Source organism: Streptomyces sp. NPDC050504 (genome assembly GCF_044458065.1).
In the GTDB taxonomy this organism is placed as follows: Bacteria; Actinomycetota; Actinomycetes; order Streptomycetales; family Streptomycetaceae; genus Streptomyces.
The window spans coordinates 224,133-239,222 of sequence record NZ_JBITHO010000003.1; the positions used below are offsets into that span (position 1 = coordinate 224,133).

Genomic DNA, 15,090 nt, shown 5'->3' on the forward strand with positions numbered 1-15,090 from the left:
CTCAGTACGAGAAGGCCATCGGCCGGTCGGGGTCGCGGTCGTCCCCGCCGATCTTGGTGGGCGGGTTGAGGTCGGACTCGGTGAGCTCGGGCGGTCCTGCCTTGATGTACTTCACGAGGAGCTTGACCTCGATCACCGCGAGCACCGCGTAGAGCAGCGTGAAGGTGATCATCGAGGTGAGCACCTCGCCCTGTGAGACGCCGGGGGACACCGCGTCCTCGGTGCGCAGCACGCCGTAGACGACCCAGGGCTGACGGCCCATCTCGGTGAAGATCCAGCCCCAGGAGTTGCCGATCAGCGGGAACAGCAGGGTCCACAGGGCGACGAGCCAGTAGAGCTTGGTGAACTTCGGGCTCAGGGCCTTGTTCTTGAAGAGCACCAGGTTCGGCACTTCGTCCTCGCCGGTCCGCAGGTGCTGCGGCAGCATGAACTTCTTCCGCGTCAGCCACAGCCCGAGCAGGCCGAGCGCGAAGGAGGCCATGCCGAAGCCGATCATCCAGCGGAACGCCCAGAAGGCGACGGGGATGTTGGGCCGGTAGTCGCCGGGCCCGTACTTCTCCTGCTCGGCCTTGTTGGTGTCGTTGATGCCGGGGACGTACGAGGAGAAGTCGTCGTTGGCGAGGAAGGACAGTATCCCGGGGATCTCGATGGCGACGGTGTTGTGGCCCTTGTCCACGTCCCCGTAGGCGAAGAGCGAGAAGGGCGCCCCGTCCTGGCCCTCCCAGAGCGCTTCGGCGGCGGCCATCTTCATCGGCTGCTGCTTGAACATCACCTTGCCGAGGAAGTCGCCGCTGACGGCGGTGAGCAGGCCCGCGACGATCACCGTCACCAGGCCGAGCCTGAGCGAGGTGCGCATCACCGGGACGTGCTTCTTGCGCGCCAGGTGGAAGGCGGAGATGCCGACCATGAAGGCGCCGCCGACCAGGAAGGCCGCCGTCAGGGTGTGGAAGACCTGGGTGAGGGTGGTGTTCTGGCTCAGGACCGCCCAGAAGTCGGTGAGCTCGGCGCGGCCGTTCTCCTCGTTGATCCGGTAGCCGACCGGGTGCTGCATCCAGGAGTTGGCGGCCAGGATGAAGTACGCGGAGAGGACGGTGCCGATCGAGACCATCCAGATGCAGGCGAGGTGGATCTTCTTCGGCAGCTTGTCCCAGCCGAAGATCCACAGTCCGATGAAGGTGGACTCGAAGAAGAACGCGATCAGCGCCTCGAAGGCGAGTGGGGCGCCGAAGATGTCACCGACGAAGCGCGAGTAGTCGGACCAGTTCATGCCGAACTGGAACTCCTGGACGATGCCGGTGACGACACCCATCGCGATGTTGATGAGGAAGAGCTTTCCCCAGAACTTCGTGGCCTTGAGGTACTTCTCGTTCTCCGTGCGCACCCAGGCGGTCTGCAGGCCGGCGGTGAGCGCGGCGAGCGAGATCGTCAGGGGAACGAAGAGGAAGTGGTAGACGGTGGTGATGCCGAACTGCCAGCGCGCCAGGGTCTCTGGCGCCAGAGCTAGGTCCACGTCGTCTTTCTCCTTACGTCGCCGTGGTCACAGCGGCAGTTTGCCCCTTTAATTCCACTGATCACGGGATGAACCGGGACACGCTTGTGAACGCGTTCACATTCACAAGCATTATGGCGCACAGACATTCGGGACGTTCGACCGGGGGTCCCCTACCCGCGGTATCCCGCCCGGGAACGGCGAAGTCCCCCACGAACGGGACGCTCGTGGGGGACTTCGCACCGCGGCGGGCAGCTCCGCCCCGCGCCTACAGCTCCTTGCGGAACGCCTCCGCCGCCTTCAGGAAGATGTCGTTGGCCTCGGTCTCGCCGATCGTGACCCGCAGCCCCTCGCCCGCGAACGGCCGCACCACGACGCCCGCCTTCTCGCAGGCCGCCGCGAAGTCGGTCGTACGCTCGCCGAGCCGCAGCCAGACGAAGTTCGCCTGCGTCTCGGGCACCGTCCAGCCCTGGCCCACCAGTCCCTCGTAGACCCGCGCGCGCTCGGCCACCAGCGACCCGACCCGGCCGAGCAGCTCGTCCTCGGCGCGCAGCGAGGCGACCGCCGCGTCCTGGGCCAGCTGCGTCACGCCGAAGGGCACGGCGGTCTTGCGCAGCGCCGCCGCGACCGGCTCGTGGGCGACCGCGAAGCCGACCCGCAGCCCCGCGAGGCCGTACGCCTTGGAGAAGGTCCGCAGCACGGCGACGTTCGGCCGGTCCCGGTAGAGCTCGATCCCGTCCGGGACGTCGGCGTCGCGGATGAACTCCCGGTACGCCTCGTCCAGCACCACCAGCACGTCGGACGGCACCCGGTCCAGGAACCGCTCCAGCTCCGCCCTGCGCACCACCGTGCCGGTCGGGTTGTTGGGGTTGCAGACGAAGATCAGCCGGGTGCGGTCGGTGATCGCGTCGGCCATCGCGTCGAGGTCGTGCACGTCGCCGTCCGTCAGCGGCACCTTCACCGACGCCGCACCGCTGATCTGCGTGAGGATCGGGTACGCCTCGAAGGACCGCCAGGCGTAGATGACCTCGTCACCGGGGCCGGCCGTGGACTGGAGCAGCGACTGCGCGACGCCGACGGAGCCCGTCCCCGTCGCCACGTGCGAGACCGGCACGCCGAAGCGATCGGCCAGCTCGTTCATCAGGCCCGTGCAGGCCATGTCCGGGTAGCGGTTGAAGCTCCCGGCCGCCGCGACCGCGCTCTCCAGGACCCCCGGCAGCGGCGGGTAGGGGTTCTCGTTGGAGGACAGCTTGTACGCCACGGGGCCGCCCGCGGCCGCCGGCTTGCCGGGCTTGTAGGTGGGGATGCCGTCCAGCTCGGCGCGCAGCTTGGGGCTCGTCTCGCTCACCGCAGGTCCTCCTCGACCGTCCGTACAGATCAATACCACTCACCTTATGAGGATTCGCCGCGCCTGCGAATGCCCCGGGGAAAGCGGGCCCCGGAAGCAGGGGGCGCTCGCCGCCCTGGCGTGCGCCGGTGGCTCGCGCCGTGGCGCGCGTCACCCGTAGAGGTGAGTTGAGACCTCTTCGAGACCTCGGTCTTTTGTCAGGCACACACGAGTCGCCACCCATCACTCTACCGCCGGACCCACCAACTACCTTTATTTCCAAGGTCATTGATCAGTTAACACCTTGCAGAAACGTGCCTGTCAACGCGTGAATATGCGATCGGCCAGCCCGGCCGTGCGAGCCCTACTATCGGCCTGCCATGACAGCAGCAGGGAAGCACCAGGTGAGCCGGACGGACACACCCCGGCGGGGCAACCGACAGGTGCGTGCGGGCATCCGGGACGTCGCCGCCGCCGCCGGTGTCTCCATCACGACCGTCTCCGACGCGCTCAACGGCAAGGGCCGGCTCCCGGACGCCACCCGCCGCCACGTCCGCGAGGTCGCCGACCGGCTGGGCTACCGCCCGTCCGCCGCGGCCCGCACGCTCCGTACCGGCAAGTCAGGACTGATCGGCCTGACCGTGACGACCTACGGGGATGAACCTTTCACCTTCACCGAATTCGCGTACTTCGCGGAGATGGCCAGAGCCGCCACGTCCGCCGCGCTCGCCCGCGGCTACGCCCTGGTCATCCTCCCCGCCACCTCCAGACACGACGTCTGGTCGAACGTCGCCCTCGACGGCACCGTCGTCATCGACCCGTCCGACCAGGACCCCGTCGTCACCGAGCTGGTCCGCCAGGGCCTCCCGGTGGTCTCCGACGGCCGCCCGGCGGGCTCCCTGCCGGTCACCGCCTGGGTCGACAACGACCACGAGGCCGCCGTACTCGAACTCCTCGACCACCTCGCCGACGCAGGAGCCCGCCGCATCGGCCTCCTGACCGGCACCACCACCGACACCTACACCCGGCTCTCCACCACCGCGTACCTGCGCTGGTGCGAGCGCGTCGGCCAGGACCCCGTCTACGAGTCCTACCCCGCCCACGACCCCTGTGCGGGAGCCGTGGCGGCCGACCGCCTCCTGGCCCGTCCGGACCGCCCCGACGCCGTCTACGGCCTCTTCGACCCCAACGGCACCGACCTCCTGGCCGCCGCCCGGCGCTACGGGCTGCGCGTCCCCGACGACCTGCTCCTGGTCTGCTGCAGCGAATCCACGGTGTACGCCGCGACCGAGCCGCCCATCACCACGCTCTCGCTCAAGCCGCGCCGCATCGGCACGGCCGTCGTCCAGCTCCTCATCGACGCCATCGAGGGACTGGAGGCCGACCGGCCCGTGGAGCAGGTCATACCGACCGAACTGATCGTCCGGACCTCGTCGATGCGGCGCCCTCCCCGCACCACGGTGAGCCCGCCGCGGTCCCCCGCCGGGGACTGAACGGGCCCGGGACCGCGAACCGAGGGGAAACCGACGGACAACGGGAGGGAGCAGCGGGCGACCGACGGGGGACCGATCTGCCCATTCCGGGCGAAACAGTCGACGAACCAGGGGTGCACTCGGATTGACCACCCCTGGTGAGTCACAGAGCGCCAGCCGCATTCCTATGATGGGCGGACGACACCGCGGACCACCCCGACCAGGTAGGGCCGTGAGGTGTGCGGCGGTGCGACGGTGGTGGAGGGGTCGATGACTCAGGGGGCCGGTCAGGGACCCGTGGTGCGGACGGCGACGTTGCGCGATTTCCGTGTGCCGCCGTACGCCCAGGCTCCCGCAGCACAGTCCGCCGCCGAGCCCTCGGCGCACAGCGGGCACCCCGGCAACGCCTTCCCCGAGGGCGAGCCGCCGGAGGGGTACACGCCGACCGCGCGCGACCTCCCCGTGATCAACAGGGGCGACACCGTCAAGATGGAGACCGTGCCGCAGCAGCGCCCCGCGCCCGGCGAGAACGGCCTCGGCCCGCTCTACGTCGTCGGCGACGTCCACGGCTACTACGACGAGCTGGTCGCCGCCCTCCACGAGCAGGGCCTCATCGACGAGGCCGGCAACTGGTCCGCGGGCAACGCGCGCCTCTGGTTCCTCGGCGACTTCACCGACCGCGGCCCCGACGGCATCGGCGTCATCGACCTGGTGATGCGGCTCTCCGCCGAGGCGGCCGCCGCGGGCGGCTACTGCAAGGCCCTCATGGGCAACCACGAACTGCTGCTGCTGGGCGCCAAGCGCTTCGGCGACACCCCGGTGAACTCCGGCGCGGGCACCGCCACCTTCCAGGCGGCCTGGCTGCTCAACGGCGGCCAGAAGTCCGACATGGACCGCCTCCAGGACGTGCACCTCCAGTGGATGTCCCGGCTCGACGCCGTGGTCGAGGAGGACGGGCACCTGCTCCTGCACTCCGACACGACCGCCTACCTCGAATACGGCTCCACCATCGAGGACGTCAACGACACCGTCCACGCGATCCTCACCCGCAACGACGCCGACGAGTGCTGGGACCTCTTCCGGAAGTTCACCAAGCGGTTCGCCTTCCGCGACGAGGGCGGCTCCACGGCCGTACGGGAACTGCTGTCGACCTACGGCGGCGAGCGCGTCGTCCACGGCCACAGCCCCATCCCCTACCTGCTGGGAGAGGTCGGATCCGAGGACGGCGACGACTCGGCAGGACCGGTCGTCGAGGGCCCCCACGTGTACGCCGACGGGCTCGCCATCGCCATGGACGGCGGAGTGACCATGGCCGGTAAGTTGCTGGTGGTCCAACTTCCCCTGCATGACTGACGGTTCTCTGGGCAGGCGCCCGTACGACCGGAAGCACCGCGACCATTGGGCCCTATTTCTGGAAAGCCCCTGTCACCCCGTGCCGTAACCGCTCTACCATCGGCGTATCCGTAGCAGGCTCTCCTCCGTTTCGCCCAATCGCCCGGTCATCGCGGGCAATCCGGCCCTACGGAGCATCGGGGGATGCACATGAACAGCGCTCCGCACCTGCTGACCGAGGACCGCCCGGAGTTCGAGCGGATCCTCGACGACGCACTGCGCCACGCGCACGACCGGCCCGACCTCGCCTCTGTGGGCGAACGGCTCAACCTGGAACAGCTGCGCACCATGGCGCTGAACGCCACCGCGCTGATCACCGCGGCCGCCGCAGCCGAGTACGACCACTACGTGAAGGCCCGCGACGAACTGCGCGCGCCCGAGGACCCGCTCTCGACGCGCGACTCCGACCCCGACCCCATGACGGACGCGGCGGCCGGGTCGGGAGCGGGAGTCGCCGCGGTCGTCACCGTCCTGGCACCCGTCCTCGCGGGCGCATCCGCCGCGATCTTCCTGATCGTCGGCTACCTCCTTCAGATGCTGAGCCCCGCGCCCGTCTTCGCTGACACCCTGGTCGCGGCGGGCTGGTTCTTCGGGGCCGTCACGGCGGCCAGCATCCTGGTAGCCGCCGTGGCCCTGCTCATCGCCGCCCTGCGCAACAGCTCCACCCAGGAACCCGCGGTCGACGAGGAGGAGGGACTGACCGAGGAGGTGTCGCGCGCCCGCGAGGCCTGGCGCCACGCCCTGTTGGAGCGCGGTCTGCTGCCCTTCCTGCGGGACGCCCTGGCCGATCCGAGCGTCGACCCGACGTCGAACCGCAAGCCCTACCGGTCCAGCGGCCGCATACCGAAGGTCGGCTACAGCGGCCCCGACTTCGCGAGCCCCAACGAGGGGCCGGTGGCCGGGCCCCGGCCGACCTTCACCAGCCCCGACTTCACGAGTCCCGACTACGGCGGCCCCGAGCACCAGCCCGAATGACGGACGGGCGCACCGGGGCCGCACCCGTTTCACGGTTTCACGTGAAACATCGCTCTGTTCAGTTGGCGATCGGGAGGTAGACCCGGTTGCCCGCCTCGGCGAACTCCTTGGACTTCTCCGCCATGCCCGCCTCGATCTCCTCCGCCGCTGACCCCTCGGACGAGAGGTCGCCGCCGTGCTCGCGCCTGATGTCCTGCGAGATCTTCATCGAGCAGAACTTGGGGCCGCACATGGAGCAGAAGTGCGCCGTCTTCGCGGGCTCGGCGGGCAGCGTCTCGTCGTGGAACTCCCGCGCCGTGTCCGGGTCGAGGGCCAGGTTGAACTGGTCCTCCCAGCGGAACTCGAAGCGCGCGTCGGAGAGCGCGTCGTCCCAGTCCTGTGCGCCCGGGTGCCCCTTGGCGAGGTCCGCCGCGTGCGCCGCGATCTTGTACGTGATGACGCCGGTCTTCACGTCGTCGCGGTTGGGCAGGCCCAGGTGCTCCTTGGGCGTGACGTAGCAGAGCATCGCCGTGCCCCACCAGGCGATCATCGCGGCGCCGATGCCCGAGGTGATGTGGTCGTACGCCGGGGCGACGTCCGTGGTCAGCGGGCCGAGCGTGTAGAACGGCGCCTCCTCGCAGATCTCCTGCTGGAGGTCGATGTTCTCCTTGATCTTGTGCATCGGGACGTGCCCGGGGCCCTCGATCATCGTCTGCACGTTGTGGCGCTTGGCGATGGTGTTCAGCTCGCCCAGCGTCTTCAACTCGGCGAACTGCGCCTCGTCGTTGGCGTCCGCGATCGACCCCGGGCGCAGCCCGTCGCCGAGCGAGTACGTGACGTCGTACGCCGCGAGGATCTCGCAGAGCTCCTCGAAGTTCTCGTAGAGGAACGACTCCTTGTGGTGTGCCAGGCACCACGCGGCCATGATCGAGCCGCCGCGCGAGACGATGCCGGTCTTGCGGCGCGCGGTCAGCGGCACGTACCGCAGCAGCACGCCCGCGTGGACCGTCATGTAGTCGACGCCCTGCTCGGCCTGCTCGATGACCGTGTCCTTGTAGATCTCCCAGGTCAGCTCCTCGGCCTTGCCGTCGACCTTCTCCAGGGCCTGGTAGAGCGGCACGGTGCCGATCGGCACGGGGGAGTTGCGCAGCACCCATTCGCGGGTGGTGTGGATGTTGCGGCCCGTGGAGAGGTCCATGACCGTGTCGGCGCCCCAGCGGGTCGCCCAGGTCATCTTCTCCACCTCCTCCTCGATGGAGGAGGTGACCGCGGAGTTGCCGATGTTGGCGTTGACCTTCACCAGGAACCGCTTGCCGATGATCATCGGCTCGATCTCCGGGTGGTTGACGTTGGCCGGCAGCACCGCGCGCCCGGCCGCGATCTCCTCGCGGACGACCTCGGGGGAGACGTTCTCGCGGATCGCGACGTACTCCATCTCCGGCGTCACCTCGCCCCTGCGGGCGTACGCGAGCTGGGTCACCGCCTGCCCGTCGCGGCCCCGGCGGGGCTGGCGCGGGCGGCCGGGGAAGACCGCGTCGAGGTTGCGCAGACCGCCGCGCGGCGCGGTGTGCTTGATCCCGTCGTCCTCGGGGCGGACCGGGCGGCCCGCGTACTCCTCGGTGTCGCCGCGCCCGATGATCCAGTTGTCCCGCAGCGGAGGCAGCCCGCGCCGCACGTCGGTGTCGACGTTCGGGTCGGTGTACGGCCCCGACGTGTCGTACAGCGTCACGTCCTTGCCGTTGGTGAGGTGCACCTGACGGACCGGCACGCGGAGGTCGGGGCGCGAGCCCTCGACGTATCCCTTGTGCCAGCCGATGGACTTCCCGGCCTCGTTCTGCGTGGAGGCAGGCGTGCGTGCGTCCGATGTGGTCATGAGACCTACTCCCTACGCCGGCATTACCCGGTAACAGGTTCGGCGGTCGGCGCAGCTGCGACCCGTGTCGTCGTCAGCGCCCTCTCAGCCCGGTGCTCCGAGCTCCCGCGTGTGCAAGGTTTTGCCCCCACGCTAGCGTCCTCGCTGGCGCGCTGAACAGAGGGCCCCGTCCGTTCTTGCGATGATCGGTCGGTGACGTCCCCACACCACGCGCCCGAGGCCGAGCCCCCCGCCCCCGCCCACTCCCACGGCCACTCCCACAGCCACGGGCCCGCCGCGCCCGTCTCCAAGCACCTGCGGAAGGTCATCGCCGCGGTCCTGATCCCCTTCGCCACCGCGGTCTTCGTCGGGCTGTGCGTCCTGTGGCCGGGCGGCGCCCCCGCCCATGAACGCACCGGGGTCGGCTTCGACCGGCAGACCGAGACGGGCAGGGTCGCCAAGGTCGAGGCGGTCGACTGCAAGGACGTGAACGCCGGTCAGGTGCCGCCCGCCGGTGACCCGTCCACCGCACAGGGCGGCAAGGCGGCCGGCGCCGAGCGGAAGGGGTGCAAGAAGGCCACGGTCGAGGTGACCAGCGGCAAGGACAAGGGCCGCACCTTCGTCGAGATCGTCCAGCCCGGCGCACCGCGCCAGTTGGAGCACGGTCAGGGCGTGGTGGTGGCGTACGCCCCGGACGCGCCCCGCGAGCTCCAGTACTCGGTGACCGACGTGAACCGGAAGTTCCCGATGGCACTGCTGGCCGGGATCTTCGCGCTCGCGGTGGTCGCGGTCGGGCGGATGAAGGGCGTGATGGCGCTGATCGCGCTCGCCGTGTCCTTCGCCGTACTGACCCTGTTCATCCTCCCGGCGATCCTCCAGGGCTCCAACCCGCTGGTGGTGGCGGTGGTCGGGGCGAGCACGATCATGCTGATCGCGCTCTACGCCTGTCACGGCCTCACCGCCCGCACCTCCGTCGCCGTCCTCGGCACGCTCATCTCGCTGCTGCTGATCGGGCTGCTCGGCTCGCTCTTCATCGGCCAGGCGTTCCTCAGCGGCAACACCGACGACAACACCGGGCTGATCCACGGCCTCTACCCGAACATCGACATGTCGGGGCTGCTGCTCGCGGGCGTCATCATCGGTTCGCTGGGCGTCCTGGACGACGTGACGGTCACCCAGACGTCGGCGGTCTGGGAGCTGCACCAGGCGGATCCGACGATGGGCGTCCGCAAGCTGTACCGGGCGGGCATCAGGATCGGCCGGGACCACATCGCGTCGGTCGTGAACACGCTCGTACTGGCCTACGCGGGCGCCGCGCTGCCGCTGCTGCTGCTCTTCTCGATCGCGCAGTCCAGCGTGGGGACGGTCGCCAACAGCGAGCTGGTGGCCGAGGAGATCGTCCGGACGCTGATCGGCTCGATCGGCCTGGTCGCCTCGGTGCCGGTGACCACCGTGCTGGCGGCGCTGGTCGTCTCGGCCGACCGGCCGAGCGGGGCCGGGGCCGCGGCGGCCCCCGTACGCGGCGGAAGGGGCCGCCGCCGCAAGAAGTAGCGGCGACGGCCCCTTCCGTACGGGGCGGGCGGGGTCAGCCCGCGCTCTGCTCCTCGGCCAGGATCCGGCCCAGGGCCTCCTCCAGGTGCACCTCGAACTCACCGAGCGCACGCTCCTGGCCGAGCGGCACGAGCTTGTCGGTCCGGTCGAGGAAGGCGACCAGCGGCGCGGCCCCGGCCCTGAAGAGCGCCCGGTCGCCACCGACCTGGAGCCGGATGTGGACGTCGCTGAGGTTGTCCGGCTCCGCGGGGGAGACGTGCACGTCGCCGTCGCCGCTCGGCCTGCCGAGCCCGTCGAGCAGCAGTTCGCGGCCGAACGCCCAGGTGACGGGGGCATCGCCGGGCAGATGGAAGGTCATGCGTACTGCGTACGGATCGCGCATCTCGTACCGGAGCTCCACCGGGATACGGAAGGAGAGCTCCTCGGAGACGAGGAAGCTCATCATGACCTCTGCCTGAACGGATTCGAGCATTGCCTAACCCCGCAGTAGATGAAACTGGCCAGGAATGATCCCCACTGGCTCTCTTGACGCCATCGTGCTGTACCCGCTAACAGATCACAAGGAGTGAGTTTTCAGATACTGATAGAGAAGGCCAGGGAGCTCACGAGCGCCCCCACTTCGCTCCGCAACTGCTCAACTGCGGGGAGGAGACGGCCTTCTTGGTGCACGGGGAGAGAAATGGCCATGGTCGCGGCAGTTGTACCGACAGTAATCGGAATCGCCGCGCAGACCGTCCCCAGCGCGTACTCCTGGCGCTCGATGACCGGCTTCATGCGCTCCATCGAGCCGAGCCGCTCCATCAGCGCGCGCTGCCCCGGCACCGAGTAGCGCGTCACGGGCTGGACGGGGTGCCGGTCGAGGTGGTCCTGGCGGCTCTTCTCGTCGAGCTGGCTCAGCAGGCACTGGCCCAGCGCGTGGGCGTGGCCGGTCTCGCGGAAGTCCGCCCACTCCTCGACGGCGGGGGCGTTGGGGGTGTCGGCGACGGCGACGAGCTCGATCTCCCCCTCGCGGTAGACCGCGAAGTAGACCGGGACGCCGATGACGTCCCGCCAGTGCTCCAGCGAGTCACTGATCTTGGTGCGACGATTCTGCTGCGCTCCGCCACCGGCCAGCCGCTCGGCCGCGTCGCCGTACAGGAACACGCCCTTCTCGCGGCGCAGATATCCCTCGTGCGTCAGGGTGCGCAGCAGGTGGTACGCGGTGGGGAGGGGGAGTCCGGCCTCGCGCGCCAGCTGTTTGGCGGGGGCGCCGTCCCGGTGGGAGCCGACGGCCTCCAGCAGCCGCAGGGCCCGTTGCACCGACCCGATCAGGGTGGGTACCGCCGAATGCGATGGCGTGGCCAAAGGGCACCCCCAGGCGTGCTGACGGGCTGCCGGCCCGCCCGCGGGGGCCTCCCCCGCGCGCCCACCACAAGCCTGGGTCTCCATTCGAACGACCGTGGCAATCACCGGACTTGGCGGTCACCGGCCCTTGATTCCCAGGAGGCGGCAGAGGGTCGTCACTCTATCGGCAGCCCCCGGTCGCGGGTGGGGTTTCGCCCGGAGCGTTCCCCCGGCCGGGCTAACCCGCACACGCCCCGTTCACCAGCTGTCGCCGCGGTTCGTCGAGGACGACATGAACTTCCGTACGACGTAGATCAGGCCGCCGACGATCGCCACGAAGAGCAGGGCCTTGAAGAGCAGGCCGATCACGAAGCCGACCACGCTCGCTATCAGGCTGCCGAAGACGAACAGCGCGATGACGGGCACGGCGACCCACTTCACCCACCAGGGCATCCCCTTGAACACCTCTCGCACGTCTGCCATGGCCCTCTCCCTCGCTGTCTCCGCACCGCTCGCGCGGCGTGCCCGGCGCTACCGCCGCTTCCTGATTCGATGCTAGGCGCGGGACAGGGGCCGACGGGGGCCTCGCGCCCCCCGCTCTCCCCTGACCCGACCCCTAGGGAATCCGGAGTTCCGAATCAGCTCTCAGGCGGAGAGAAGACCACCATGACCCTCAGGTCCTCGGTGATGTGGTGGAACTTGTGCGGCACTCCCGCCGGTACGTAGACCACGCTGCCCCGCCCCACCTGCGTCGTCTCGGTGCCCACCGTGATCGACGCGCGGCCGCTGACGACGAAGTAGACCTCGTCCTGGTCGTGCGGGTTCTGCGGGTCGAGCTCGCCCGCGTCCAGCGCGTACAGGCCGACCGACATGTTCCGTTCCCGCAGGAACTGCAGATAGGCACCGTCGTTGGCGGCGCGCTCCGCCTCCAGCTCGTCCAGTCGGAATGCCTTCATCGTCCGTCCGCCCCAACGCTTGTTCTGATCAGGTCTGCCACGATCAGACACATGAAGAATTTCGTAGTCAAGACGATCGCGAACGCGGGAGCCCTGTGGGTGGCCATCTGGCTGCTCAAGGACATCACGCTGACCGGCGACAGCACGGGCAGGAAGGCGCTGACCCTGGTGGTCGTCGCCCTGCTCTTCGGGCTGGTGAACTTCGTCGTGAAGCCCGTCGTGAAGCTGCTGACGCTGCCCCTGTTCATCCTCACGCTCGGCCTGATCACCCTGGTGGTCAACGCCCTCATGCTGCTGCTGACCTCCTGGCTCGCCGACACGTTCGAGCTGAGCTTCCACGTCGAGGGCTTCGGGACCGCGGTGGTCGGCGGCCTGATCATCTCGATCGTCTCCTGGGCCCTCAACGTCGTGCTGCCCGACGGGGACTGACCGCGATGACGGCCGACGACAGCGACGGAATACGCCCGGGAAGCACCGGCGGAACCCGGGACGGGGACGGCACCAGGGCGGTACGGGCCGGCCTGCCCGAAGCGGTGAAGAACCGGCCCGCCCTCCCGGGCCCGGCCTTCGCCGCCCACTACCACCTGCCCGGCGAACCCGACGGCCCCTACACCTACGGCCGGGACGAGAACCCCACCTGGACCGCCCTGGAACGGGCGATCGGCGAGCTGGAGGCGCCCGGCGAGAGCGTCGTCACGACCGCCTTCGCCTCCGGGATGGCCGCCGTGTCCGCCGTACTGCTCTCCCAGGTGCGCGCGGGGGACGCGGTGGTGCTGCCCGACGACGGCTACCAGGCGCTGCCGCTGGTGGGCGAGCAGCTGACGGCGTACGGAGTCGAGGTGCGCACCGCCCCGACGGCGGGCGACGCCCAACTGTCCGCGCTCGAAGGGGCGCGGCTGCTGTGGATCGAGACGCCGTCCAACCCCGGGCTCGACGTGTGCGACGTGCGCCGCCTCGCGGACGCGGCGCACGCGGCGGGCGCGCTGGTCGCCGTCGACAACACCCTCGCCACCCCGCTCGGACAGCGCCCGCTCGCGCTCGGCGCGGACTTCGCGGTCGCCAGTGACACCAAGGGCCTCACGGGCCACGGCGACCTCCTGCTCGGCCACGTCACCTGCCGGGACGCGGAGCTGGCCGCCGGGGTGCGGCGCTGGCGCAAGATCGTCGGAGCGATCCCGGGGCCCATGGAAGCCTGGCTGGCCCACCGCTCGCTGGCCACGCTCCAACTGCGCGTGGACCGGCAGTGCGCGACCGCGCTGGAGCTCGCCCGCACCCTGTCCGGCCGGAGCGAGGTGACCGGGCTGCGCTATCCCGGCCTGGAGTCCGACCCCTCGTACGCCGTCGCCTCCCGGCAGATGCGGCGCTACGGCTCCGTGGTCTCGTTCGAGCTGCCGGACCGCGCCTTCGCCGAGCGGTTCCTCGCCGGGCTGCGGCTGGTCGACGACGCGACGAGCTTCGGCGGCGTGCGCTCAACGGCCGAGCGGCGCGGACGGTGGGGCGGCGACGCGGTGTCCGAGGGGTTCGTCCGCTTCTCGGTGGGGGCGGAGGATCCCGTGGACCTGCTGGCCGACGTGGTCGGCGCGCTGGACGCGGCGGCGCGCTGAATACGCCCGGCGTACGCCCCCGCGCTCGCCCGCGATACACACAACGGACGGTCCGAGCCTCCCCCCTCTTGGCTCGGACCGCCCCGGTTCCACGCGCGAAGAACCGCCTGAACAAGGCTAGTTGACTCTGCGTCAGTGTCCAATCACAGTAGCGACAGAGACCTATCGACATATTTATCGTTGTCCGATGCCGCCGATGTGACCGGGAGGGCAGGCCATGGATCTCGCCCTGCTGCGCACGTTCGTCACGGTGCACAGGGCCGGTTCCTTCACCCGCGCCGCCGCCCTCCTCGGCCTCTCCCAGCCCGCCGTCACCTCGCAGATACGCACCCTGGAGCGACAGCTGGGCCGCCCGCTCTTCCTCCGCCAGGCCCGCGGCGTCACCCCCACCTCGATCGGCGACGAACTGGCCCACCGCGCCGCGCCCCACCTCGACGCGCTCGTGGAGATCGCCGAGACGGGACTGGACGAGGAGTCCGGCGTACGGACCCTGCACCTGGCCGGGCCGCCGGAGTTCACCTCGCTGCGCGCCCTGCCCGCCCTCACCCCGCTGCTCTCCCAGGGCCTCACCCTGCGCTCCTCCTTCTTCGCGGGCGCCGACGAGACCCTGGACGGGCTCGCGGCCGGCCACCACGACCTCGCCATCGCCACCACCCGGCCGCGCGGCGAACTCCTCACCGCGACCCCGCTCTGCGACGAGGAGCACGTGCTGGTCGCCTCGCCCCGCTGGGCCGCCCGCCTCGGCCCGCAGGTGCTGCGGCAGAAGGGTGCCCTGGTCCTGGAGCAGCTGCCGGTGGTCGAGGTCCACGAGTCGCTGCCGTTCGTCGCCCGCTACTGGGCCGCCGTCTTCGACTCCAGCCCCGCGGCCTCCGGCACGGTGATCGCCCCCGACCTGCGGGCCGTGCTCCAGTGCGCGGCCGCGGGCGCCGGACTCGCCGTGCTGCCGCGCTACCTGTGCGAGGAGGCGCTGGAGCGCGGCGAGGTGGTGGCGCTGCTCGACCCGCCGGTGCCGCCGCTGCGCACGTACTTCCTCGTCGTACGCACCGGCACGCTCGCCCTTCCGCACCTCACGCGGGCGCACGAATGGCTGTTGCGCGCTGCCGTCGACTGGTGACTCCTGGTCGACCGGGGGCCCCGGTGCGTTTCAGAAGCCGTCCGGCGGGCCACTCT

At 70.1% G+C, this 15,090-nt stretch carries 14 protein-coding genes and 1 riboswitch; of the genes, 7 read left to right on the forward strand and 7 right to left on the reverse strand.

Going from position 1 to position 15,090, the window contains the following annotated elements; genetic code table 11:
* Position 1 precedes the first annotated feature (1 nt).
* A complete protein-coding gene (locus tag ACIBNE_RS12325) occupies positions 2 to 1,510 on the reverse strand; it encodes a cytochrome ubiquinol oxidase subunit I (protein ID WP_399271458.1) in 1,509 nt (502 codons plus the stop codon).
* A gap of 247 nt (positions 1,511 to 1,757) precedes the next feature.
* Complete coding sequence (gene hisC / locus ACIBNE_RS12330; protein ID WP_399271459.1) at positions 1,758 to 2,837, reverse strand: histidinol-phosphate transaminase; 1,080 nt, start codon at positions 2,835 to 2,837, stop codon at positions 1,758 to 1,760.
* Between the two features lie 359 nt (positions 2,838 to 3,196).
* On the opposite strand from hisC, the gene ACIBNE_RS12335 reads away from it, so the two are divergent.
* The 3 genes from ACIBNE_RS12335 (at position 3,197) to ACIBNE_RS12345 (ending at position 6,655) form a co-directional block, all read left to right on the forward strand.
* Entirely contained in the window at positions 3,197 to 4,309 is a 1,113-nt protein-coding gene (locus ACIBNE_RS12335; protein ID WP_399271460.1) for a LacI family DNA-binding transcriptional regulator, read from the forward strand.
* Between the two features lie 234 nt (positions 4,310 to 4,543).
* On the forward strand, positions 4,544 to 5,641 hold the full coding sequence (locus ACIBNE_RS12340) for a metallophosphoesterase (RefSeq protein WP_399271461.1): 1,098 nt from the start codon (positions 4,544 to 4,546) through the stop codon (positions 5,639 to 5,641).
* A 183-nt stretch (positions 5,642 to 5,824) separates the two neighbouring features.
* Positions 5,825 to 6,655, forward strand: coding sequence for a hypothetical protein (locus ACIBNE_RS12345; protein ID WP_399271462.1), 831 nt, complete (start codon positions 5,825 to 5,827; stop codon positions 6,653 to 6,655).
* 58 nt (positions 6,656 to 6,713) lie between these two features.
* Here the strand turns inward: ACIBNE_RS12345 and thiC are convergent, their stop codons facing one another.
* Entirely contained in the window at positions 6,714 to 8,507 is a 1,794-nt protein-coding gene (gene thiC / locus ACIBNE_RS12350; protein ID WP_399271463.1) for a phosphomethylpyrimidine synthase ThiC, read from the reverse strand.
* A riboswitch (TPP riboswitch) is annotated at positions 8,500 to 8,626 on the reverse strand. Its footprint overlaps the gene before it by 8 nt.
* Before the next feature lie 73 nt (positions 8,627 to 8,699).
* On the opposite strand from thiC, the gene ACIBNE_RS12355 reads away from it, so the two are divergent.
* Positions 8,700 to 10,037, forward strand: a complete 1,338-nt coding sequence (locus ACIBNE_RS12355; protein ID WP_399271464.1) for a YibE/F family protein — start codon at positions 8,700 to 8,702, stop codon at positions 10,035 to 10,037.
* A 34-nt stretch (positions 10,038 to 10,071) separates the two neighbouring features.
* Here the strand turns inward: ACIBNE_RS12355 and ACIBNE_RS12360 are convergent, their stop codons facing one another.
* The 4 genes from ACIBNE_RS12360 to ACIBNE_RS12375 all read right to left on the reverse strand — a co-directional run bounded on the left by ACIBNE_RS12360 (position 10,072) and on the right by ACIBNE_RS12375 (position 12,316).
* Entirely contained in the window at positions 10,072 to 10,509 is a 438-nt protein-coding gene (locus ACIBNE_RS12360; protein WP_399271465.1) for an SsgA family sporulation/cell division regulator, read from the reverse strand.
* A gap of 101 nt (positions 10,510 to 10,610) precedes the next feature.
* Positions 10,611 to 11,336 (reverse strand): IclR family transcriptional regulator, encoded by a 726-nt coding sequence (locus ACIBNE_RS12365; RefSeq protein WP_399271467.1) that lies wholly within the window; start codon positions 11,334 to 11,336, stop codon positions 10,611 to 10,613.
* 282 nt (positions 11,337 to 11,618) lie between these two features.
* Positions 11,619 to 11,834 (reverse strand): DUF5326 family protein, encoded by a 216-nt coding sequence (locus tag ACIBNE_RS12370; protein ID WP_399271661.1) that lies wholly within the window; start codon positions 11,832 to 11,834, stop codon positions 11,619 to 11,621.
* A gap of 164 nt (positions 11,835 to 11,998) precedes the next feature.
* Positions 11,999 to 12,316: a cupin domain-containing protein gene (locus tag ACIBNE_RS12375; RefSeq protein ID WP_399271468.1), complete on the reverse strand. Its 318-nt coding sequence runs from the start codon at positions 12,314 to 12,316 to the stop codon at positions 11,999 to 12,001.
* 51 nt (positions 12,317 to 12,367) lie between these two features.
* On the opposite strand from ACIBNE_RS12375, the gene ACIBNE_RS12380 reads away from it, so the two are divergent.
* From ACIBNE_RS12380 to ACIBNE_RS12390, 3 genes are all read left to right on the forward strand, one after another.
* Positions 12,368 to 12,745: a phage holin family protein gene (locus tag ACIBNE_RS12380; RefSeq protein WP_399271469.1), complete on the forward strand. Its 378-nt coding sequence runs from the start codon at positions 12,368 to 12,370 to the stop codon at positions 12,743 to 12,745.
* Between the two features lie 5 nt (positions 12,746 to 12,750).
* Positions 12,751 to 13,920, forward strand: coding sequence for a cystathionine gamma-lyase (locus tag ACIBNE_RS12385; protein ID WP_399271470.1), 1,170 nt, complete (start codon positions 12,751 to 12,753; stop codon positions 13,918 to 13,920).
* Between the two features lie 217 nt (positions 13,921 to 14,137).
* On the forward strand, positions 14,138 to 15,034 hold the full coding sequence (locus tag ACIBNE_RS12390; RefSeq protein WP_399271471.1) for a LysR family transcriptional regulator: 897 nt from the start codon (positions 14,138 to 14,140) through the stop codon (positions 15,032 to 15,034).
* Positions 15,035 to 15,090 lie beyond the last annotated feature (56 nt).